The sequence below is a fragment of the Methylobacterium sp. 1030 genome (assembly GCF_040544715.1).
GTDB lineage: Bacteria > Pseudomonadota > Alphaproteobacteria > Rhizobiales > Beijerinckiaceae > Methylobacterium.
The window spans coordinates 118,531-137,850 of sequence record NZ_JBEPKM010000004.1 but is presented as its reverse complement, the minus strand read 5'-3'; the positions used below and the strand labels follow the sequence as shown (position 1 = coordinate 137,850).

At 70.2% G+C, this 19,320-nt stretch carries 26 protein-coding genes and 1 other RNA gene; 11 read left to right on the top strand and 16 right to left on the bottom strand.

Translation table 11 applies throughout. The features are described 5' to 3' along the window. Positions 1-23: 23 nt before the first annotated feature. On the bottom strand, positions 24-659 hold the full coding sequence (locus ABIC30_RS07020) for a class I SAM-dependent methyltransferase (protein ID WP_020094876.1): 636 nt from the start codon (positions 657-659) through the stop codon (positions 24-26). 550 nt (positions 660-1,209) lie between these two features. Here ABIC30_RS07020 and ABIC30_RS07015 point away from each other — a divergent pair. From ABIC30_RS07015 to ABIC30_RS06985, 7 genes are all read left to right on the top strand, one after another. Continuing rightward, positions 1,210-1,419: a cold-shock protein gene (locus tag ABIC30_RS07015; protein WP_012329763.1), complete on the top strand. Its 210-nt coding sequence runs from the start codon at positions 1,210-1,212 to the stop codon at positions 1,417-1,419. A 116-nt stretch (positions 1,420-1,535) separates the two neighbouring features. Continuing rightward, positions 1,536-1,889 (top strand): DUF6481 family protein, encoded by a 354-nt coding sequence (locus ABIC30_RS07010; protein WP_020094877.1) that lies wholly within the window; start codon positions 1,536-1,538, stop codon positions 1,887-1,889. Between the two features lie 54 nt (positions 1,890-1,943). Beyond that, the gene (locus ABIC30_RS07005) at positions 1,944-2,138 is read left to right on the top strand and encodes a hypothetical protein (RefSeq protein WP_020094878.1); all 195 of its coding nucleotides are present in this window, start codon (positions 1,944-1,946) and stop codon (positions 2,136-2,138) included. Positions 2,139-2,256: 118 nt separating this feature from the next. Further along, complete coding sequence (locus ABIC30_RS07000; RefSeq protein WP_020094879.1) at positions 2,257-2,532, top strand: hypothetical protein; 276 nt, start codon at positions 2,257-2,259, stop codon at positions 2,530-2,532. A 196-nt stretch (positions 2,533-2,728) separates the two neighbouring features. Next, a complete protein-coding gene (locus ABIC30_RS06995; protein ID WP_020094880.1) occupies positions 2,729-2,947 on the top strand; it encodes a hypothetical protein in 219 nt (72 codons plus the stop codon). 430 nt (positions 2,948-3,377) lie between these two features. Then, positions 3,378-3,722 (top strand): hypothetical protein, encoded by a 345-nt coding sequence (locus tag ABIC30_RS06990; protein WP_132368237.1) that lies wholly within the window; start codon positions 3,378-3,380, stop codon positions 3,720-3,722. Positions 3,723-3,925: 203 nt separating this feature from the next. Further along, on the top strand, positions 3,926-4,294 hold the full coding sequence (locus ABIC30_RS06985; RefSeq protein ID WP_354454521.1) for a hypothetical protein: 369 nt from the start codon (positions 3,926-3,928) through the stop codon (positions 4,292-4,294). A gap of 73 nt (positions 4,295-4,367) precedes the next feature. On the opposite strand, the gene ABIC30_RS06980 is transcribed toward ABIC30_RS06985, so the two are convergent. The 9 genes from ABIC30_RS06980 to ABIC30_RS06940 form a co-directional block, all read right to left on the bottom strand. Then, entirely contained in the window at positions 4,368-4,640 is a 273-nt protein-coding gene (locus ABIC30_RS06980) for a hypothetical protein (RefSeq protein ID WP_128083350.1), read from the bottom strand. An 11-nt stretch (positions 4,641-4,651) separates the two neighbouring features. Next, complete coding sequence (locus ABIC30_RS06975; RefSeq protein ID WP_244435266.1) at positions 4,652-4,831, bottom strand: hypothetical protein; 180 nt, start codon at positions 4,829-4,831, stop codon at positions 4,652-4,654. 96 nt (positions 4,832-4,927) lie between these two features. After that, positions 4,928-5,059 (bottom strand): hypothetical protein, encoded by a 132-nt coding sequence (locus ABIC30_RS06970; RefSeq protein WP_354454519.1) that lies wholly within the window; start codon positions 5,057-5,059, stop codon positions 4,928-4,930. 43 nt (positions 5,060-5,102) lie between these two features. Next, positions 5,103-5,381: a hypothetical protein gene (locus tag ABIC30_RS06965; RefSeq protein ID WP_091681675.1), complete on the bottom strand. Its 279-nt coding sequence runs from the start codon at positions 5,379-5,381 to the stop codon at positions 5,103-5,105. A gap of 278 nt (positions 5,382-5,659) precedes the next feature. Continuing rightward, a complete protein-coding gene (locus tag ABIC30_RS06960) occupies positions 5,660-6,916 on the bottom strand; it encodes an extracellular catalytic domain type 1 short-chain-length polyhydroxyalkanoate depolymerase (protein WP_020094886.1) in 1,257 nt (418 codons plus the stop codon). Between the two features lie 72 nt (positions 6,917-6,988). After that, the gene (locus ABIC30_RS06955) at positions 6,989-7,408 is read right to left on the bottom strand and encodes a ribbon-helix-helix domain-containing protein (protein WP_020094887.1); all 420 of its coding nucleotides are present in this window, start codon (positions 7,406-7,408) and stop codon (positions 6,989-6,991) included. 229 nt (positions 7,409-7,637) lie between these two features. Continuing rightward, positions 7,638-8,327, bottom strand: coding sequence for a hypothetical protein (locus tag ABIC30_RS06950; protein WP_103985136.1), 690 nt, complete (start codon positions 8,325-8,327; stop codon positions 7,638-7,640). Positions 8,328-8,481: 154 nt separating this feature from the next. Beyond that, complete coding sequence (locus tag ABIC30_RS06945; protein WP_020094889.1) at positions 8,482-8,703, bottom strand: hypothetical protein; 222 nt, start codon at positions 8,701-8,703, stop codon at positions 8,482-8,484. Between the two features lie 104 nt (positions 8,704-8,807). Then, positions 8,808-9,632, bottom strand: coding sequence for a cobalamin B12-binding domain-containing protein (locus ABIC30_RS06940; protein ID WP_020094890.1), 825 nt, complete (start codon positions 9,630-9,632; stop codon positions 8,808-8,810). A 389-nt stretch (positions 9,633-10,021) separates the two neighbouring features. On the opposite strand from ABIC30_RS06940, the gene ABIC30_RS06935 reads away from it, so the two are divergent. After that, positions 10,022-10,252 (top strand): DUF6894 family protein, encoded by a 231-nt coding sequence (locus tag ABIC30_RS06935; protein ID WP_020094891.1) that lies wholly within the window; start codon positions 10,022-10,024, stop codon positions 10,250-10,252. A gap of 299 nt (positions 10,253-10,551) precedes the next feature. Here the strand turns inward: ABIC30_RS06935 and ABIC30_RS06930 are convergent, their stop codons facing one another. After that, positions 10,552-10,845 (bottom strand): hypothetical protein, encoded by a 294-nt coding sequence (locus tag ABIC30_RS06930; RefSeq protein WP_020094892.1) that lies wholly within the window; start codon positions 10,843-10,845, stop codon positions 10,552-10,554. A 264-nt stretch (positions 10,846-11,109) separates the two neighbouring features. Next, positions 11,110-11,282: a transfer-messenger RNA gene (ssrA, locus tag ABIC30_RS31790) on the bottom strand. A 163-nt stretch (positions 11,283-11,445) separates the two neighbouring features. On the opposite strand from ssrA, the gene ABIC30_RS06920 reads away from it, so the two are divergent. Both ABIC30_RS06920 and msrA read left to right on the top strand, forming a co-directional pair. Then, the gene (locus ABIC30_RS06920) at positions 11,446-11,601 is read left to right on the top strand and encodes a hypothetical protein (protein WP_020094893.1); all 156 of its coding nucleotides are present in this window, start codon (positions 11,446-11,448) and stop codon (positions 11,599-11,601) included. A gap of 162 nt (positions 11,602-11,763) precedes the next feature. Further along, a complete protein-coding gene (msrA, locus tag ABIC30_RS06915; RefSeq protein WP_026605211.1) occupies positions 11,764-12,282 on the top strand; it encodes a peptide-methionine (S)-S-oxide reductase MsrA in 519 nt (172 codons plus the stop codon). Between the two features lie 221 nt (positions 12,283-12,503). Here msrA and ABIC30_RS06910 read toward each other — a convergent pair whose 3' ends face one another. From ABIC30_RS06910 to ABIC30_RS06895, 4 genes are all read right to left on the bottom strand, one after another. After that, positions 12,504-13,259 (bottom strand): ABC transporter ATP-binding protein, encoded by a 756-nt coding sequence (locus ABIC30_RS06910; protein ID WP_020094895.1) that lies wholly within the window; start codon positions 13,257-13,259, stop codon positions 12,504-12,506. A gap of 8 nt (positions 13,260-13,267) precedes the next feature. Further along, positions 13,268-15,103 carry a branched-chain amino acid ABC transporter ATP-binding protein/permease gene (locus tag ABIC30_RS06905; protein ID WP_020094896.1) on the bottom strand — a complete coding sequence of 612 codons (1,836 nt, stop codon included), beginning with the start codon at positions 15,101-15,103 and terminating at the stop codon, positions 13,268-13,270. Then, positions 15,100-15,975: a branched-chain amino acid ABC transporter permease gene (locus ABIC30_RS06900; protein WP_012329745.1), complete on the bottom strand. Its 876-nt coding sequence runs from the start codon at positions 15,973-15,975 to the stop codon at positions 15,100-15,102. The genes ABIC30_RS06905 and ABIC30_RS06900 overlap by 4 nt, the downstream gene beginning before the upstream one ends. Before the next feature lie 63 nt (positions 15,976-16,038). Next, positions 16,039-17,202 carry an ABC transporter substrate-binding protein gene (locus ABIC30_RS06895; RefSeq protein ID WP_020094897.1) on the bottom strand — a complete coding sequence of 388 codons (1,164 nt, stop codon included), beginning with the start codon at positions 17,200-17,202 and terminating at the stop codon, positions 16,039-16,041. A 510-nt stretch (positions 17,203-17,712) separates the two neighbouring features. Here ABIC30_RS06895 and ABIC30_RS06890 point away from each other — a divergent pair. Further along, positions 17,713-18,906, top strand: a complete 1,194-nt coding sequence (locus ABIC30_RS06890) for an alpha-hydroxy acid oxidase (RefSeq protein ID WP_042672201.1) — start codon at positions 17,713-17,715, stop codon at positions 18,904-18,906. The last annotated feature ends 414 nt before the right edge of the window (positions 18,907-19,320 follow it).

Below are 19,320 nucleotides of genomic sequence, written 5' to 3'. Positions count from 1 at the left end.
GGTGACGGCCGAATCCGGACCGATCAGGCCGCGGCGGTCCAGCCGACCACCGCCGTCACGGGGTCGCCGGGCCCTCCCGCGGGCTTGAGGACGCGCCGCTCGACGCGGGCGAAGCCGGCGCGCTGGAGGTACAGGCCGACGAGCTGGGCATGTCCCCCACCGTCGAGGGCACTCCAGATGGCCACCGCCTTGGTCGGGAAGCAGCGGTTCGAGAAGCTGATCACCGCCGGAGCGCCGGGGCGCAGCACGCGCGCGACCTCGGACAGGACGGAGACGGGGCGCTGGAGATACTGGACCGAGACGCAGATCAGCGCGGCGTCGACGCAGGCCGTGTCGAGCGGCAGGCGCGGCTCGGCGTTGAGGTCCTGCACGAAATGCCGGGTCAGGCGCGGGTTGGCGGCGAGTTCGGCGGCGTTCAGGCCGTGACCGGTGACGCTGGCATACGCGACCTCGTCCGGCAGGTGGCTGACCCAGCTCGACATCAGGTCGAGGACGTCGCCGCCCGCCGGCACGATCGCCCTGTAGAGGTCGGTGACCGCCGCGACCGCGGCGGCATCGATATGGGTCACGAAGCGCGGTTGCGCGTAGAAGGCGGGATCGGGATCGCGGTCGTGCTTGGCGAACGCCTCCGGGGGAAAGTCCGGCAGATCCTGGGTCATTGTAGCGCGCTTCCGGATCTGACGGCGCGCCGGCTCCCAGAGCCGGCGCGCGAACCGTGGATTGCGTGCGCGTGTAGAGAGAGCCGGGACGCCCCGCGGCCAGGTGTTCACGTCGCCGCATCCGCGCCATGGCGCGGACGGCATCACGGGTCGGAGCCGACGTTGCCGCCGCTTGTCCGCCCCGCTGGCGCGGCCCTCCTCATCACGCGCGACCGGCCGTCGACACTGCCGGAGATCGGGCGGCCGAACGCGGGACCGCACGGGAACCGGCAAGCCGCTTCGTCCGAGCCGTTCACGGGAAACGCCACGCGAAGTTTCAGGATAAATAATCGCCGCACAAATCGGCGTGAAACGCGCAATTTCTCAATGTACTTGTCATCGACACGTCGATGGCGTACAGATATGAAATCGATTTTTGGCCAGGTATCCGGCCGTATCGCCTCAACAGGGCGAGCGTTCTGCATCTCTCCCATTTTCGACATCCGGCGACCGGGCGCGTGTGATCCATGCGCCCGCCCTATCTATTTGCCTTCACTGACATGGAATACCTATGACCATCGGCACCGTTAAATGGTTCAACGACACCAAGGGCTTCGGCTTCATCCAGCCGGATGACGGCGGCAAGGACGTGTTCGTCCACATCTCGGCCGTCGAGCGCGCCGGCATGCAAGGCCTGAACGAGGGCCAGAAGGTCTCCTACGAGATGGAGACCGACCGGAGGACCGGCAAGCAGTCGGCCGGCAGCCTTCAGGCGGCCTGAGTCTCACGCGTCCACTCGTGACGCGCTTCGAAGCCGTTCCTACGCGGAGCGGCTTCATCCATGTCTCGCCACCGGGGGCTGACGTCCGGTGCGCCCACGGAGAGTTCGTGAAGCCTTTGAAAACCGATCACCTCGTCGATCGTCTCGCGGAGACGGCCAGAGCGCGGCAGGCCACACTGGCCCGGTTCCGGGCACGCCCGGCGGCCGATGATCCGGTCGTCCTCGCTCGGCAAGCCGCGCGGCGCGCGGTCGTCCAGGCCCGGGACCTGCGGGCGACCGAACGGGAAGCCGTTCGTCTGGCCGCCGAGATCGAGCGTGAGGCTGAGGTCCAGGCCGCGCAGGCCCGCGCCGAGGCCGAGTCCGACCGTCTGGCCGCCGAGAAGGCGGAGCAGCAGGTTGCCCGCGCCGCCGAACAGAAGGCGGCACGCGACGCGCGATTCGCGGCCCGCAAGGCGCGTGCACGCCGCTAGCACGCCGCTAGGCCGAACCCAGCCCGCGCGCGCCATCACTCCGGAGGACGACCCATGTCTCACAAGTTCAAGATCGGCCAGCATGTCCGGCAGCTGGGGATCAGCTACGCTGGCAGTAAGAGCACCGTCGACGGCCTCTTCGAGGTGGTCCGCCTGACGCCGGACGACCGTTCCGGCGAGCCGACTTACCGCATCAAGTCCGCGAGCGGCGAGCGCGCCGTGCGGGAAGGCGAACTCACGCCCGCCTGAACCGTCTCGGGCGGGCGGGAGCGGGGGACGACGCGACGTCCCGTGACGCGCATCCGCCATGGTGCACCGGCCCGGCGGAAGGCGTCCGGATGGACCGAGATCGAGGCCCTTGCGATCCATGACGACGACGAAGGACATCCACCCGGCCGATGCGGCGATGATCGAACCCAATCAGACGGCCTTCATCCTCAAGGTGACGCGGCCCGACGACGCGGAGCTGTCGGGCCGATTGGTCATGTTCTACGCCGCGATTACCACCTCGGAGGACGAGGCGCTGGCCATCGTGCGCCGCGCGGTGAAAGCCGATGCGGAGGTCGAGCCGACGGGCGTCCGCCTCTCTCAGCAGACCGCCAGCGCACTCGATCTGGAAGCGGGCCTCGCGCGGGCGCTCTGACACGGCGGCCCCCTGGCCCGGCCACACCGCGGGATCGCGCGGAGAAGCCGAAGTGCGACCCTCGTGACCCACGAGGTCTTCCAGCCGCGCCGATCCCCCGAGCCGATCTGCGGCCGCGACCGGGGTCACGGCCGCGTTGGACCTCCGGGCAGGACAGCGCGTTGTGGCAGGCGGCGGTGAGCGGAGGACGTCTGCCATGAACATCGAACGCTTCGCGGAAACCGAGACGACGCTCGCCGTCGCGGACCGCCTCTGGCGCGCCGAGATGCGTCGCGCCTTCGGACCCGATGCGGTCCTGCTCCACGGCTTCGGCGCGGAGCGTCAGGGCGCACCGGGCACGCGGTTGCGCACGGCCTTCGAGGCGAGACGGAGCGCGATCGCGGCGTGGCGGCACGCGCGGCGCCCGGCCGCCTGAGCCACCCGCCTGCGGGATCGGGCGCCGCTTGGCACGGCCCGTCGTCGAAGCGCCCGGCACGCGCCGGGAAGACGCCGTTCCTGGCGCGCAGCACCCGCCGCCCTCTCGGTCCGGCCCGATCGCGGAGCGGCATCCCGGACGGGGGACGTGAACAGCGGCCGCCGGCACGGTATGAGGGCGATGCGGCTCCGCGGGCTGTGCAGCGACCGACGGTTGCGCAGCCCCCTCGCCTCTCCGAGATCAGCACCATCGCCGCCGCACGACGGCAATCGAGGACAGACCGATCGCAAGCGAAGCACGAGCCCGCGGCGTCCCGAGCCGGGATGCCCCGCGCGTTCCCGAGCGCACCGTCCCCGACCGGTCATGCGGTTCCTGCACGGTGTGCTGCCGTGCTCTGGCGATCCCTGCCCTCGACAAGCCGGCAGGGATCGTGTGCCGGCACAACACCGGAACGGGCTGCGGGATCTACAGCGAACGCCCGGAGGCCTGTGCCCGGTGGTACTGCCTCTGGCGCAAGATCGACGTCCTGCCCGACGCGCTCAGGCCCGATCGATCGGGCGTGATGTTCTCACTGGATATCCGCTCGCCCGCGGCCGCTGTGGCGGATGCGGTCTGCATCGTCGGGCGTGCAGTCGAGGGCGTGCACGCCTTCGACCGGCCGGACGTGATCGAGGCGTTCGCCATGTTCGTGCGCGAGGGCTCCTGGCCCGTGTGGCAGGCGACCGAACACGACACGACCCTGGTGCATCCGGGTCCGCAGATTTCTCCGCCGTGACCGTCGGCTGTGCAGGCACGGCCGGGTGCCGGGACGCGCGACGACTCGGTGGGCGCGCGGCGTCCGGCCCCCGTCCCGGCATACCGCGGCGGTAGGCCGGGGCTCCTAATTGTCTCCGAAGTCGTATTTTTAAGATCAGGGCGCGACGCGATGTGCTATGTATCCGCACGGGCACGCATTCGCCGCCCGCTCAGGAGATTCCGATGACCATCGTCCGGTGGCTGATCTCCAGAACGATCCAGTTTTTTCTTGGCAGCGCGCAGGAGCGCAGGTCCGATGCGATCGCCAAGCGAAAGGAAGCCGGGACCTTCGAGGGGGCATCGGCGAGCAAGGGCCGGGATTTCGAAGCCAACTACGCCGCGGCAGCTCAGCTCCTCAGAACGCGGATCGATCGGGAATTCCCCGACGCCTACTACGCGCGGCTGAGTTCCGGGAGAAGCAGCTCCTACGATTACGGGCAGGATCGCGCGCTCGCCATCGACACCATGTCGATCGCCATAGCGATGGCGTTGCGGAACGGCGCCACCGTTCCGCAGGCGGCCGCGGCCGGGGCGGCGAGCATCGGCATCTGACGGGAGGCGCGGGACATTCGTGCCTCGGAGGACCGGGTCGCGCTTCCGCGGTCGCTCGGCCAGCGGCGGCGCGTCACGCCGTCGTGGCACCGGCCATGTCGCGGGTCCGCTCGATCATCGCGAGGAGGACCGTGTGAAAGGCTTCCTGCTCGCGCGAGCGGGAGCCCGCCCGCGTCGCGCACGCGAGTTCGGCACGGAGCCCGTCGAGGGCCGCCGCGCGTCGCTCCGCACCGTCTTCACGCAGGACGAGTCGCAGCAGGATATCTTGGGCGGCCGCGAGATCGGCCGGGTCCGCCCGGACGATGAGCGCTCCCAGAGCCTCCAAGCACGTCTCACGATCAGTCATGCGCACATCCATCAGGGAGCGAGCGGCAGAGACGACGTCGGCATCAGGCCCTCGACGCGCAGCTTCAATCGAGTGGCCCTGATCGTCTCGATGGAGCGCCACGAAATATTCCGGGCCAGGCCCTCGGTTTCCAGATCCGTGAGCTGATCGATCAGCCGCCCGCTCTCGAGGAGGCCGGGTCGCTGCGCCATACGGACGACCAACCTGGTCAGCTTCCGCATCACCGGGCATGGCCGGGGTTGGCCGGGCTCTACCACGCGGCTTGGCCGTGACGCGCGAGCATCGCGTCAGGCCTTCCGGGGCGGCTTCGTGGCGGCCGCGACGGAGCCCTTGACGGACGGCGCAGACACGTTGGTCTTGGGCACAGACTTCTTCGGCTTCTTGGCTTCGCGATTTCCGCGCTTCTGTTCCGCTGCCATGATCTCGCTCCTGGATACGGTGACAGCCCCGACGACGTCGTCCTCACCGTTCGGGCGTCGGCTGGTCTGGAAGCAACCGGATCGCGGTCGCGACCGGGGTCTCGAACAGGCCGAAGACGGCAACGAGGCGGTCGCTTGCCCAGAGCTCGGCATGATGCCCCGCGATCAGACCCGCTGCCTGCCGCTTGGCGTCGCCGTCGTTGCGCGCTGTGATGACGCAAGTCGTGAGCACGCCACCGGTCGGGGCGAGCCGGTGGACCTGATAGGCGCGGCGCGCGTGTCGTGAGCGCGGCTTGGCGGGAAACGTGATGAGGTCTGCCACGCGCGCCTGTCCGTTGCAGGCGGGGGCATGGACCCTCAGCCACCGGAGCCTGGATCAACCGATCCGGTGATGGCAACACTCTGCGCTCTCACGGCCGACAAAGATAGCCCTGACCGGACGGGCGTCGCGCCCGGCGCGCGACGCGGCGGGCCCGCTCGAGACCTGCGCCCAGCGCCCGTTGGATGATCGGGACGGACGCGAGCGCGCCGACCGGTTGCGATCGAAGCGGTCTGTCCCGTGATCCGGCCGGGCCGATGCGGCCGACCGGCCGGCAACATTCAGGGTCTGGCACCGGCGGCGCGCGCGTGCTCCAGGAAGAAGCGGATCATCTCCTGGCTCGCGTCCGGTCCGCGCGGGTCGGTGAACGAGCCGGCCGGGCTGCCGCCCGACCACGCGTGCCCGGCTCCGTGCAGAACCCACTGCTCCACGATGGCGCGGCCGGACGCGTCCGAACGGACGGTGCGGGTGTAGTCCACCCCGTCCGGTGTCCGGCCCTGGGTCACCGCTGTGCGGAGTTCCGGGTCCGACGGCCCCTGCGCGGCCACGCGATCGCCGTTGGCCGCGTGCACCGTGCGGTCGCGGTCGCCGTGGAACACGATCAGCGGCACGGCGTGGCGTTGTCCCGTCGCGCGCGCACCGTCCCCCTTCATGGCCGCGAAGGCCGAGGGCACGTCCCGCGCCGAACCGCAGGCCAGGCCGGAATGGACGCCGATCGCCGCGAACAGGTCGGGGTAGGTCATCGCCAGGATCGCGGCGGCGGCCCCGCCTGCCGACAGGCCGGCCGCGTAGACCCGCCTGTCATCGGCCGAGAACTCCGCGATTACCTGCCGGACGATGCCGGCGATCAGGGCGGGCTCGCCGCCCTCCCGCTGCTGGTCGCCGGGCTCGTACCAGTTCCAGCACCGCTGCATGTTGGCCGAGCGCGGCTGCTCCGGATAGACCACCAGGACGCTGCGCGCCTCCGCGACCGCGTTCATCCGCGTGCCTGCGGCGAAGTCGTCCGGGTTCTGCGTGCAGCCGTGCAGCATCACCACGACGGGCAGAGCCTGGCCGGTGTAGCCGCTCGGTACGTAGACCTTGTAGGTCCGGGTCCCGGCCGCGCCGGTGAACGTGCGGGCCTCGAAGCGTGCCCCCTCCGGAAGCCGGGGCGCGGCCGGCGTCGCACCGTCCCGCCCGTCGCGATCCGCACCGATGCCGGCCTTCGCCAGCGCCTCCTTGACGGTGCGCATCACGGTGCCGGCGACGTCGCCCGCGGATCCGGCGTGGGGATGGCGGCCCGGACGTTCTCCGGCCGTCTCCGGCGCGACCCAGGCTTCGCCGGGAGCGGAGGGCGCGACCATGTCGAGGATGTCGGCCGCGTCCGCGCTCGGCGCACCCGTCCCGGCGGCGCTCCGGGCCGCCCCCGACCACAGCCTGAAGGCTGCGGCCTGGCGCTCCTGAAGCCTGGCCATCGCCTCCGCGGCGCGGGCGGCACGGGCCGGGTCGACCTTCGGGAACGCGAAGCGCGTGAAGGCGGTCTTCGTGGCGTGATCCATCGGACGGGTCCTGGCTGAGCGGGAAGCGGGCGCGGCGGGGTCCGGCCGCGTCGGCGGGGAGAGGTGGCGCCGTCAGGCCGTCCGGTCGGCGAGCGCCGCCTTGACGGCGGGACTGGCCTGGAAGGCGCCGAGCACCTCGACCGAGGCGATGGCGGCGCGCGCCAGTTCGGGCGTGACGTCGAGGGCGATGCTGGCCAGCCCGAGCACCTGGATGTGCAGCGGCGCGCCCGCGTCGCGCGCCGCCTCGAGCGCCTGCTTCGTGTAGTGCGACAGGCCGAGGCTGAGCTGCTTCCGGCTGACCGATTGCCTGACGGCCTCGCCCTGGCGCTCGATCTGATTGCGCACGGCGGTGCGGATGAAATCGGCACGGTTGGCGTAGAAGCCGTCGCGCACCATCAGGTCGATATGGCCGAGGTCGACGAAACCGAGGTTGAGCGTGATCTTCTCGCTGTCAGGCAGCCTGGGTCGCAGATCGTGAACCTTGTCGGCCATGTGAACCATCCATACGCCATCCGGTTGGATGGTCTGTAGATGGTGTGGAGATACGGCGGCGCAAGGGTTGCCGGTGATGACTCCAATCGGAGGGGCCGATCGCGACGTCTTCGAGGATGCGCGGAACTGCCTCGAGGACAGGAACAGCGCCGCGTCGGATCGAACCGTGGCAGGGCGCGGCCCTGCTAGGTCTCGCCGCGAGAAATCGATTCCGGATCCGGACGGGTCGTCAGGTTTGAGGCCGGCGCGCGATCGGTGCGGCCTCGTCCCATTCGCGATCCTGCTCCGCCAGCAGGGCGGCGCGACGGGCCGCCGCGCTCGCGGCGTCGCACGACGGTGCCGCCCGGGCCTCCTCCAGGGGACGCGGAGGAACCGGATCGGGCGCCCGAGCGAGGCGGGTGAGCGTGGCGACGACGTGGTCCACGTCACCGGATGTCACGGCGCCTGTCCGGAGGAGCCCGAGACGCGAACACGTGGCGATGTCCGCACAGGATGCGTCCGCGAAGCGGAGCGCCGCGATCTGATCCGCCGCGAGGGGCAGGCATCCGGCCGGCAGCCCGCGCAGCCGGCCGAGCCGCCGCGCCCGCGTGGCCTCGGGTGTGTGCATCTCCCGCGCGCCCGGAAGCCAGCGCGCCAGCACGTCGAGGATGAAGTGCCGGACGCGCTCGACGCGGATGGGACCGAACTTCCTGATCGTGGCGATCGCGACCGGTGAAGACTGGGCCAGATGACCGAGATCCGGGAAGCCGGCCTTCCGCAGGCGGGCGCGCAGGGACGCCGTCAGCAGGCCGCGCCCGAAGCCCTCGGCCGACAGACGCCGGATCGTGTCCGGGGACAGGTCGTCGAAGAGGGGAAGGCGGGCGCCGACCTCGGCCATGAGGCTGTCGGACCAGACGGCGCGGAGGGATCGGTCGGGCATCACCGCGGCCGATAGGGCACTTGCCGGGTGTCCGCAACGAACCGTCACCGCGGGCCCGAGGGACGGGCGCCGAAACGGACCGTCGGACGCGGCATCGCTGGTCGCTCGCGACCGGCCCTGGCCCGCGCGTCGCCGCGGAAACCGTCCGATCAGACTACGATCTCACCGCGGTCAGTTCCTGGAGAGCGCAGTCGATCGCCCGGATGATCTGCTCGCTGGTTCGAACCACGGCAGCGTCTCGCGATAGAGCGACGACCGCTTGCTGCAACGCCCGAAACTGATCGAGCCGAATGGCCGGATCGAGACCGCGCGCGACGGCCGACTGTACGAGGCCGCGGACGAATTCACGCGCCAATTGCTCGTCGAACTCGTGCAAATTCTGGATCTCTGCCTCTCAACCGCGACACGTCTAACACCGTCCGGATGAGAAGGGATCCGCGCAGCAGCGAGTCGCCGAATCCGGCGCCTGGCCGCACGGCGTCATCGCGCGAGGGTGGCCTCCGCGATCCGGACGGCCGATTGCGCGTCCGCGGCGACGGCGTCCGCGCCGACGACACGGGCGCTGGCAGGCTCCCGCACGAAGAGCGGCCCGCCGACGATGACGCGCAGGTCCGGGTTGCACGACGCGGCGCGCAGTTTCGCCACGGACACCGCCATCACCGGCAGGAGGATGTCGCAGGACAGCGAGATGCCGACCAGATCGAACTGTTCGGCGCGGACCAAGCTGGCGGGGTCCTCGTCCGCTCCGTTGGTCAGGACCACGTCCCACCCCGCCTCGCGGAAGAAGCTCGCCACGAGCGCGAGGCTGAAGAGATGGGTCTCACCGGGACAGGGCATCAGCAGGACGCGGCGACCGTTCGCCGTCACGTCCACGCCCTCCAGATCCGCACACAGGGCGCGGGTCAGGTTCTGGAGGCGACCGAGCGCGAGCGCCACGTCGAGGAAGTCGGCGGCATCGTCTTCCCAGAGCTCGCCCAGATACCGCGCCGCGGGTGCGAACAGGTCGAGCAGCAGGGCATCCAGCGACAAGCCCTCTTCCAGGAGCGCGCGCACCCACTCGGCGTGCGGTTCGCCCTCCATCAGCGCTTGAGCGAGAGAGGCGACGCGCTCAGGCGTCGGTGATCGCGTCGTCGACGCGGGCGACGGCGGATCCGCCCGATGCGCGAGCGCCAGACGCGGCAGGATCTCGTCCTCGACGATCCGGGCGAGACCGGCCTGGATGATGGCCGAGTTGCGTTTGGCCGCTCCGTGAACGGACCAAGTCCGTCGGTCGACGCGGGCGCGCGCGACACCGATACCGGCCATTTCAGGCATTGGCTCCCCCGCCGACGCGGCACTATATGTTTTGTATCGGCACTAGGCAACTCGATTAGCGAACTATAATTCCGATCGCGGACGGATGATTGTGGCTACAGCCTGACGGAACACACGCGCGCCGCGACCGGTGTGGGCTGTACAGGTCGGTACCGGCACAGAACTGCCGCCTCGGATGACGGTTCCCGTCAATCCGGCACGGCGGACAGGGCGCTCCGGAGCGAACGATCTCTTCACCGAGAGAGCCGGTCGTTCCGCGCCGCGGCGATTGATCCAGGTGAGTGCCCGCGCGCCGCGTTTGTGCGAGCGTAGACGATTGTGGGCTCGGCGGCCGGTGACCGCGTGATGCGCGCTGCTATGTCCAGTCGGCGGAGAGCCCGATGCCGCGATATTTCATCGTCACATCCGATCACATCACGGTCAAGGACGACGAAGGCGTGCAACTTTCCGGTCGGGACGCGCTGCGCGACACCCTTCGCCGGCTGCTGACCGACATCCTGCGCGATGAGGGCTATCGCACCGAGGTGAACGCGTTCACCGCTCAAGCCTACGACGAAGCGGGCAAGCTCGTGATGAGCGCGAGCGCCAGCTTCTCGGCGACAGATGTGTAGGTTGCAGCCTGTCCGTCGCCGAGGCGCGCGGGCGCTCCGTGGCCGCGGAGGCAGATCGGGTTCTCGCTGATCGACGGTGCGGCGGGTACAAGATCAGGGATGACGGAAGGCCTGCCGCGCTCGGCTGGTTTCACCGGCGGTCACCCCGATTTCCTTGTCCTCGGCCGTGATCGCGGTCTCAACATTCCCGAGACGGAGCTTAGCCCAGGAAGATGGCGAGCAGTTCGCCGGGGATTGTCGCCGTGCGCGGACCGCCTGGAAGGGCCCGCGCCCGGCGGCAGGCACATCCGCGGAGTGCCTCAGTCGCGCGCCGCCTCGACGCTGGCGCGATCGACCACGGCGCGCAGCGCCTCACCGCCCTCCATGACGAACCAGGCCCGCAACATGTCCGTCGTCTCCGGCGTGTCGCCGGGCCGCTCGCGGAACAGGTCGGCGCAGCGAGCCAGCTCGCGCGCCACGAAGATCTCCAGGAAGGCCGCACCGCGGGTTCTCGCGAGTTCGGCGAGAGCGTCCTCCAGGACGCGCCGCATCATCTCGCCGACCATGGCCGAGATGTAGACGGCCTCCGCGCTGCCCTGTTCGGGCTCGTTCAAGCAAGTCTCCGATCTGCCCGGACGCGACCCCGAACGGAACAACGGGCAGACGATAAAGGCGGGTCCCGAGGCCGAAGCCTCGGGTTCTGTTGCTAGGCGTACCCACGCCCCGGAAGATTACGCCGCGAGGCGCATCTCCATGCCGACGTTGTCGTTGGCATTTAGAGTTTTGGTCAGGTGCCCGGAACGAGGGTTGCCCGCGCCGAGCCGGTCGAGTCCTTACCGAAAGCCGCATCTTACCCTGCCGAGGCAGGGCAGAACTCGCGATCCCTTTACCGCCCAGTCGAACCTGTTTCACCCCCAGCAGAAGCACCCTGGCAGCGCGCGATCCGCAACGCCGGACGCTCGCCCTCGTCCCCGCGCGGTATCCGGGGCAAGATGCTTCTGGTGGAGGCGCCGGGTACCGCCCCCGGGTCCTGAAGCGTTATTACGAACCGGTCATCAACCTCGCAGCCACCGTAACCCATCCCGGCCCGCCGGTCCATCGCGTGCACGCAGCGATCCTGGCCGGACATCGGTGGCGCCGCGGCCGCCGCGTGCCCATATGCGTGCGATCCCTCCGCGCAATCCCGTGCTCTGGGCCACGAAGCGGAGGCCGACATGGCACGCGAACTCAAGACCGGCAAAGCGCAGGGCGTCACGCCCGAGGACTTCAACGAGCGCGTGAAGCGACTCCTCGCCGACAAGCCGGATCCCCGCAAGGCCGAGCCGGCACGGAAGAATTTCAAGGTCAACAAGCCGCTCGTGCGGAGCTGACAGGCCGCTTCGGAGACGTTCGCCCGGCAGCGAACGTCTTCTCGGAACCCCGCGCGTGCTCGTGCAGGCATCGCAGGCATGGCAAGCTACGAGGCCGCAGCGCGGAGCGCCTCGGGATCCCTATATCTGCGCGATCAGTGGAACGGCTCAGGAGGAGCGACGATGGAAACCGAGAGGGCGGTGCTGGCCGGTGGTTGCTTCTGGGGCATGCAGGACCTCATCCGGCGCCAGGAGGGCGTCGTGTCGACCCGCGTCGGCTACACGGGCGGCGACGTGCCGAACGCGACCTACCGCAACCACGGCACCCATGCCGAGGCCATCGAGATCATCTACGACCCGGCGCGGACGAGTTTCCGGCGCATGCTGGAATTCTTCTTTCAGATCCACGACCCGACGACGCCGAACCGCCAGGGCAACGACAGGGGCCCGAGCTATCGCTCGGCCATCTTCTACACCGACGAGGGCCAGCGCCGCGTCGCCGAGGAGACCATCGCCGACGTCGACGCTTCCGGCCTGTGGCCGGGCAAGGTCGTGACCGAAGTGGCGCCGGCCGGCCCGTTCTGGGAGGCCGAGCCGGAGCATCAGGACTACCTGGAACGGCGTCCCGACGGATATACCTGCCACTTCATCAGGCCCAACTGGGTGCTGCCCGCGCGCGCGCCAGCCACGCAGAGCGCGTAGGCTTATCGGGCCGAGGCCGCCGGACAGTCGGCGGTCTCGGGCCTCACGGTCGCGACGGTACCGCCGGCGGCCGCCGAGACGCGCCGGTCGTGACGCTGGCGGGCTCGCGGGCCGAGGCGCGTCCGACCGCTTCCGGACCGCCGCGTCGCGGACACCGCTCCGTCCGGCGGTGGTCGCGTGCACCGCGCGAGCGACGAAGCCGCCGACCAGGCCCGGTGCGGTCAGCCCGCGAGTTCGGGCCTCGTCCGTCCGCCGAGATAGGCCGACCGGATCTCGTCGTTGGCCCAGAGGGCGTCGGGGGCGCCCTGCAGGACGAGCCGGCCCGTCTCCAGCACGTAGCCCCGATCGGCGACCGAGAGCCCCATCCGGGCGTTCTGCTCCACCAGCAGCACGGTGGTCCCGCGGCGGCGCACCTCGGCGATGATCGCGAACACCGCCTGGACGATCACGGGGGCCAGGCCGAGCGAGGGCTCGTCGAGGAGCAGGATGCGGGGCTTGGCCATCAGGCCGCGCGCGAGGGCCACCATCTGGAGTTGGCCGCCCGACAGCGTCCAGCCCAGGGCGTCGCCGAACCGGCGGATGTCCGGGAAGAGGTCGAACATCGCCTCGACCTCATCGCGCAGCGCCCGCTTGCCGAGGCCGGCGCGGTTGGACGCGCCCAGCATGATGTTCTCGCGCACCGTGAGCCCCGGGAAGACCCGGCGCCCCTCCGGGACGTGGGCGACGCCGAGCCGCACGATCGCCTCGGGCTTCAGGCCCTCCAGCGGCCGCCCCTCCAGCAGGATCGTGCCGGCGGCGGGCCGCACCAGCCCGGAGATCGCCTTGAGGGTCGTCGACTTGCCGGCGCCGTTGGACCCCAGCAGCGTCACCACCTCCCCGGCTCCGACCGAGAAGGACAGGCCGCGCACCGCCTCGATCTCGCCGTAGCGGACGACCAGGTCGCGGATCTCGAGGAGTGGCGTGGCGGGCGTCGTCATCGCTGGGGTCAGGCCGGGGCGAGGTCGGTCTTGAGGCTCGCCGCCGGACCGGCGGCGGCGTCCTCGCCGAGATAGGCCTGGATCACCGCCGGCTCGCGCAGCACGGTCGCCGTGACGCCGTCGGCGATGCGGCGGCCGAAGTTCAGCACGGTGATGTGGCTCGCCACGTCGCTCACCAGCGTCATGTCGTGGTCGATGATCAGGATGGTCAGGCCCTTGGCGGCCATCCGGCGCAGGAGCACCGTCAGGGCATTCTTCTCGCTGGAATTGAGCCCCGCGGCGGGCTCGTCGAGGAGCAGCAGCACGGGGTTGCCGGCCAGCGCCCGCGCGATCTCGATCAGGCGCTGGTGGCCGTACGAGAAGCCGGAGATCGGCTCCTGCGCCCGCCCCTCCAGCCCCACGAAGGCCAGAGCCGCCCGGGCGCGGGCCTCCAGCCCCGCCCGGTCGCGCGCGCCGAGCGGGTTGTTGGGGCGCTCGGCGCCGATGACGACGTTCTCCAGGGCGCTCATGGAGCGGAACAGGCGGATGTTCTGGAAGGTGCGGCCGATCCCGGCCGCCGCCCGCCGGTGCGGGGACAGGCGCGTGACGTCCTGCCCCGCCAGCCGCACGGTGCCCCCCGTGGGGCTGTAGAGGCCGGACAGGACGTTCAGCGTCGTGGTCTTGCCGGAACCGTTCGGGCCGATCAGCGCGTGGATGCCGCCCCGCGCCACCGTGAAGCTCACCGCGTCCACGGCCTTGAGGCCGCCGAAGTGCTTGGACAGGTCCGACACCTCCAGCATCGGCGCGGCGGACGCCTCGCCCTGGCTCAGAATCAGTTCGGCGGCGGGCGGCGGGATCGGGCGGGCGCGGCGCAGGCGCCGGACCTGGTCGCCGAGGAAGCCCCAGATCCCGTCGGGCATGAACACCACGATCAGGATCACCGCGAGCCCGTAGATCGCGAGGTAGAGCCCGGGGATCTCCTTGAGGAAGCGGAGCCATTCCGGGATCAGGATCAACAGGGCCGTGCCGATCACGGCGCCCACCGGCGAGCCGACGCCGCCGAGCAGCGCCATCGTCAGGAAGACGATCGACTCGGCGAAGGCGAACTGGTCCGGGCTGATATAGGTGAAGCTGCCGGCGAACAGCCCGCCGCCGAGCCCCGCCAGCAGCGCCCCGAGGGCGAAGGCCGCGACCTTGGTGCGGTAGATGTCGATGCCCGAGACCCCCGCCGCGAGCTCGTTGTCGCGCACCGCCCGCATGGCGCGCCCGAGCCGCGTCCGCGGCATGTGCCAGACGAGCCAGCCGACGACGGCCAGCACGAGCACGCACAGGGCGAGGTAGCTCTGCCCGTCCGCGAACAGGGCCGGGCGGCGGATGTTCGGCACGCCGTCGGGCCCGTGCGTGACGGGGATCCAGTTGGTGAGGACCAGCGTCAGGATCTGCTGGAACGAGATCGTCACCATGGCGAGGTAGTGGCCGCCGAGCCGCAGCGTGGAGGCGCCGAGCGCGGCGCCCAGAACCAGCGCGAGACCGAGGCCGGTGATCAGGCAGATCCAGAAATTCAGGCCCCCGTCGACCGTGCCGAGTCCGACCGCGTAGGCACCGATCCCGAAGAAGGCGGCCTGGGCGAGGTTGATCTGCCCGCACAGGCCGAGCACCACGGTGAGCCCGATCACCGCGATGGCGTAGGTCGCCGCCTGCATCAGGATGTTGAGGGCGTAGCCGCTGAGCGGCGTCGTCGCGGCCAGCGTCACCAGGGCGGCGGCCAGGACCGCGTAGGCGAGGCTCCCGAGGGGCAGGCGGCGCGGCGGGCGCGCCGGAGCCGCTGCGGCCGGGCCGGCGACGATGGAGGGGCGACCGCTCATGCCTTCTCCGCCACGCGCTCGCCGAACAGGCCCTGCGGGCGCACGACCAGGAACACCACCAGCACCAGGAACGCGAAGGCGTCCTTGTAGGGGACCGAGATGTAGGCCGCCCCGAAGGTCTCGATGATGCCGAGCGCGAGGCCGCCGATGATCGCCCCGGTGACGTCGCCGAAGCCGCCGATGATCGTCGCCGCGAAGGCCTTGAGGGCGATCGTGGCCCCCATCTGGATCGACACGAACAGCACCGGCGCCACCAGGATGCCGGCGATGCCGCCGAGCACCGCGCTGTACACGAAGGTCAGCATGATCATGCCGGCCACCGGGATGCCCAGGAGGGCGGCCATCTCCTTGTCCTGGGACGTCGCCTGAAGCTTCTTGCCGACCAGAGTGTGCTCGAAGAACCAGTACTGGAACGCCACCAGGGCCGCCGTCACCGCGATGATCAGCAGGTACTGGCTGTCGAGGAAGACCGGCCCGAGCAGGAACCCTTGCGTCTCGAAGACGGGCGGGAGCACCTGCGGCTGCGGCCCGTAGAGGGCGAGCGTCGTGTTCGCCAGGAAGATCGAGGCGCCGATGGTCGAGATGATCACCGGCAGGTAGCTGCGGTGCCGCAGCGGGTAGTAGACGCCGAGATTGAACAGGGCGCCGAGCAGCGCCATCCCGCCGAGGGTCAGGAGAAGGGAGAGCCAGTAGGGCCACTGGAGGTCGACGGCGAAGACCACCATCAGGAAGGCCGCCACCATCGAGAACTCGCCCTGCGCGAAGTTCACCACGTTGGTGGCGCGGAAGATCAGCACGAAGCCGAGCGCCACCAGGGCGTAGACGGAGCCGATGCCGATCCCGGTGAAGAGGAGCTGCAGGATCAGGTCCATGCGGTCCGCACTCTCGCCTCCTCCTCCGGATGTCGTTCACGCACCCCGAACACGTCGGCCGGCTCACCCTTGGTAGAAGTCGATCCGCCGGTCGAAGACGATGTTGCCCTTGTCGTTGCGCACGACGTTGTAGCCGTGCAGGCCGTCGCCGTTCTTGTCGAAGTTGTAGGTTCCCTCGGCGCCCTCGTGGCCGCGCACCGCCAGGATCGCCTCGCGGACGGCCTGCGGATCGGTCTTGCCCGCCGCGTTGATCGCCTTGGCGAGCACCGTGACCGCGTCGAAGGTCCACGAGGACTGGTTGTCGGGCGCGATCTTCATCGCGGCCCGGTAGGCCTTGCCGTAGGCGCGCGCGGCGTCGCCCGACTCCTCGGCGTAGTCGGCCACGCCGTAGGTGCCGTAGAGGGACGGCCCGGCGAGCTTCAGGGCGGTGACGTTGGTGATCGAGGGCGAGCCGACCCAGGGCGCGGTGACGCCGAGCTGGCGCAGCTGCCGGGCGAAGATGCCGATGTCGTTCTCGAAGGTGAAGTACGAGCCGATCACGTCGGCGCCCGACTGACGGATCGCCAGCACGACCGGCGTGAAGTCCTGGCTCTGGTTGGTGTAGCCCTGGTCGAGGGCGACCGTGGCACCGCCCTTGGCGAGGCTCTCGGTCAGCGCCTTGGCGCCGCTGGTGCCGAAGGCGTCGGTGGAGTGGATGATCGCCCACTTCTTCTTGCCCAGCCCGTTGACGCCGTGCTCGGCGATCACCCGGGCCGAGAAGGTGTCGTTGGGGCGGAAGCGGAACAGCCAGGGATTGCCGAGCTGCGTCAGGACCGGGTCGGTGCCGCCGAAACAGACGGGTTTCCCCGTCTTCAGGATGTCGGGCGCCATCGCGTGGTTCTGGGTCGAGCGGATCGAGCCGAGGAAGCCGACGAGGTCGCCCTGCGACGCCAGTTTCGAGAAGGCGAAGACCGCGCCGGGATTGGTGGTCTGATCGTCCTCCGTGACGATCTCCAGGGGCTTGCCGAGCACGCCGCCGGCCTTGTTGACCGTCTCCAGGGCGATCTTGGCCCCGGCGAGCGCGTAGCGGCCGGCATCCGCGCCGGGCCCCGTCACCGGGAGCACCATGCCGATCCGGACGGTCGACCCGGCGCCCTGAGCGCAGGCCGAGCGGATCACCCCCGGCGCCAGGCCGCCCGCGACTGCGGATGCGGCCCCCGTCAAGAAAACGCGGCGCGTCGTCCTCATTGGCGTATCCGTCCCACCGCCGATGCTCAGGCCCGGCGTTGGCGACGATGGTCCCTATTCCGCGCGCCGATGTCTATCCTGCAAACCTTCGACGCTCAGCTTCGATGAGAAGAAGCTCTCGGATCGTCACTCGACCGCTTTCGCTGCGGTGCGGCGAAGGAGAAGACGATGACGACGAGGCTCCGCCCGCATTCATTCTGTCCTGACGCGCGCTCGGAACGCGAAGATCCGAACAGGCGCGATCCGGAATGTGTACTATCAGGCAGAGATCCGGCGTTCCTCTGCGGCGCGGGCGAGCGCAACAGGCGCTATAGGATCGGTGTACGCGCGGGAGAGGCCTGATGCGACCGGCGCATTCGGCGAGGAGGCGCTTCCGTTTTCCAGCGAACCGTTGCACCGTCGAGCTTCCAGCACGGGGCATCGCGGCCTGAAGCGCGCGGCGTACGAGCGGGCGCGAGCCCGCCTCAACCGCGACCGGCCCCGTCATCCAGTCGCGAGGCCGAACCTCCCATGGCGCCCATCATCACGACGGTCGAGGATCTGCGGCGGGTCGCCAAGCGGCGGGTGCCGCGGATGTTCTACGATTACTGCGATTCCGGTTCGTGGACGGAGTCGACCTACCGCGCAAACGAGGCCGAGTTCGCCGGCATCAAGCTCCGCCAGCGCGTCGCGGTCGACATGACCGACCGTACCCTCGCCACGACGATGGCCGGTCAGGCCGTCGCGATGCCCGTCGCCCTGGCGCCGACGGGTCTCACGGGCATGCAGCACGCCGACGGCGAGATCCTGGCGGCACGGGCGGCGGAGGCGGCGGGGGTGCCGTTCACGCTGTCGACGATGAGCATCTGCAGCATCGAGGACGTCGCGGAGAACGTCAGCAAGCCGTTCTGGTTTCAGCTCTACTTCATGCGCGACCGCAGCTTCAACGACCGCCTCATCGACCGCGCGAAGGCGGCGGGCTGCTCGGCTCTGGTCCTAACGCTGGACCTCCAGATCCTCGGGCAGCGCCACAAGGACATCCGCAACGGCCTGTCGGCCCCGCCGCGGCTGACGCCGGGCACGGTCCTCGATCTCCTGACCAAGCCCCGCTGGTGCTGGTCCATGCTGCGCACGCAGCGCCGGACCTTCCGCAACATCGTGGGGCACGTGGACGGCGTGCGGGATACCCGCTCCATCTCGGCCTGGACGGCGGACCAGTTCGACCCGCGCCTGGACTGGGACGACGTGCGGCGGATCCGCGACCGGTGGCAGGGTCCCCTGATCCTGAAGGGCATCCTGGACGTCGAGGATGCCGAGAGGGCGACCGCGACCGGGGCCGACGCGCTCATCGTCTCGAACCATGGCGGGCGGCAGCTCGACGGCGCGCCCTCGTCCATCGCCGCGCTTCCCGGAATCGCGGACGCGGTCGGCCGGCGCGTCGAGGTGCTGATGGACGGCGGGATCCGCTCGGGCCAGGACGTGCTGAAGGCCATCGCCCTGGGCGCGAAGGGCGTGTTCATCGGCCGCGCCTTCCTCTACGGGCTCGGCGCCTACGGCCAGGCCGGCGTCGCCCGCTCCCTGGAGATCATCCGCACGGAACTCGACATGACGATGGCCCTGTGCGGCCATCGCGACATCCGCGCCGTCGACCGGTCCATCCTCTGGACGCCCTCAGCGCAGGAGACCCGGGAGGGTGCGCCGCCCGTGCGGCGCATCGGGCCCTGACGGCGGGCGACCACCGGTCCGATCCGGACCTTCACGGTGTCGCGGTTCTCGATCCGAATCCCTCGCGGATCGCGCGTCGCCGCGGCCGAGGCGTTCCAGCGCGGCACCGGGCCGGGGGCCTCGCGCCGCGCCCGAGCCACAACGACAACGGCGCAGCGACCCGTGGGGTCGCTGCGCCGCTGGATCGGGCCGCCGAGGGGGGAAAGACGGCCTGCTGAATTCAATATGCCAGAAGAGCCGTCCGGGAGGTGCGCCCGAGCACATCCAAAAGGATGTGGCGCGGCAGCGACAGAGATCGGCCATCACCTGTGGACAGCGCGAAGCGCCCTCGATCCGTCAAGGTTCAGGAGCGAGCGTGATGCCCTCACCACCGATCCGACCCAGCCATGTTCGCCAGCCCGCACACCTTCGTCC

Bases quoted from the DNA above. Each gene is read 5' to 3' on its own strand.
- ABIC30_RS07020 (WP_020094876.1), bottom strand. From the start codon at position 659: ATGACCCAGGATCTGCCGGACTTTCCCCCGGAGGCGTTCGCCAAGCAC.
- ABIC30_RS06975 (WP_244435266.1), bottom strand. From the start codon at position 4,831: ATGGCGCAGCGACCCGGCCTCCTCGAGAGCGGGCGGCTGATCGATCAG.
- ABIC30_RS06955 (WP_020094887.1), bottom strand. From the start codon at position 7,408: ATGGCCGACAAGGTTCACGATCTGCGACCCAGGCTGCCTGACAGCGAG.
- ABIC30_RS07005 (WP_020094878.1), top strand. From the start codon at position 1,944: ATGTCTCACAAGTTCAAGATCGGCCAGCATGTCCGGCAGCTGGGGATC.
- ABIC30_RS06910 (WP_020094895.1), bottom strand. From the start codon at position 13,259: ATGACGACGCCCGCCACGCCACTCCTCGAGATCCGCGACCTGGTCGTC.
- msrA (WP_026605211.1), top strand. From the start codon at position 11,764: ATGGAAACCGAGAGGGCGGTGCTGGCCGGTGGTTGCTTCTGGGGCATG.
- ABIC30_RS06995 (WP_020094880.1), top strand. From the start codon at position 2,729: ATGAACATCGAACGCTTCGCGGAAACCGAGACGACGCTCGCCGTCGCG.
- ABIC30_RS06985 (WP_354454521.1), top strand. From the start codon at position 3,926: ATGACCATCGTCCGGTGGCTGATCTCCAGAACGATCCAGTTTTTTCTT.
- ABIC30_RS06950 (WP_103985136.1), bottom strand. From the start codon at position 8,327: ATGCCCGACCGATCCCTCCGCGCCGTCTGGTCCGACAGCCTCATGGCC.
- ABIC30_RS06900 (WP_012329745.1), bottom strand. From the start codon at position 15,975: ATGGACCTGATCCTGCAGCTCCTCTTCACCGGGATCGGCATCGGCTCC.
- ABIC30_RS06935 (WP_020094891.1), top strand. From the start codon at position 10,022: ATGCCGCGATATTTCATCGTCACATCCGATCACATCACGGTCAAGGAC.
- ABIC30_RS06895 (WP_020094897.1), bottom strand. From the start codon at position 17,202: ATGAGGACGACGCGCCGCGTTTTCTTGACGGGGGCCGCATCCGCAGTC.
- ABIC30_RS07000 (WP_020094879.1), top strand. From the start codon at position 2,257: ATGACGACGACGAAGGACATCCACCCGGCCGATGCGGCGATGATCGAA.
- ABIC30_RS06980 (WP_128083350.1), bottom strand. From the start codon at position 4,640: ATGACTGATCGTGAGACGTGCTTGGAGGCTCTGGGAGCGCTCATCGTC.
- ABIC30_RS06920 (WP_020094893.1), top strand. From the start codon at position 11,446: ATGGCACGCGAACTCAAGACCGGCAAAGCGCAGGGCGTCACGCCCGAG.
- ABIC30_RS07015 (WP_012329763.1), top strand. From the start codon at position 1,210: ATGACCATCGGCACCGTTAAATGGTTCAACGACACCAAGGGCTTCGGC.
- ABIC30_RS06940 (WP_020094890.1), bottom strand. From the start codon at position 9,632: ATGGCCGGTATCGGTGTCGCGCGCGCCCGCGTCGACCGACGGACTTGG.
- ABIC30_RS06960 (WP_020094886.1), bottom strand. From the start codon at position 6,916: ATGGATCACGCCACGAAGACCGCCTTCACGCGCTTCGCGTTCCCGAAG.
- ABIC30_RS06890 (WP_042672201.1), top strand. From the start codon at position 17,713: ATGGCGCCCATCATCACGACGGTCGAGGATCTGCGGCGGGTCGCCAAG.
- ABIC30_RS06905 (WP_020094896.1), bottom strand. From the start codon at position 15,103: ATGAGCGGTCGCCCCTCCATCGTCGCCGGCCCGGCCGCAGCGGCTCCG.
- ABIC30_RS06970 (WP_354454519.1), bottom strand. From the start codon at position 5,059: ATGGCAGCGGAACAGAAGCGCGGAAATCGCGAAGCCAAGAAGCCGAAG.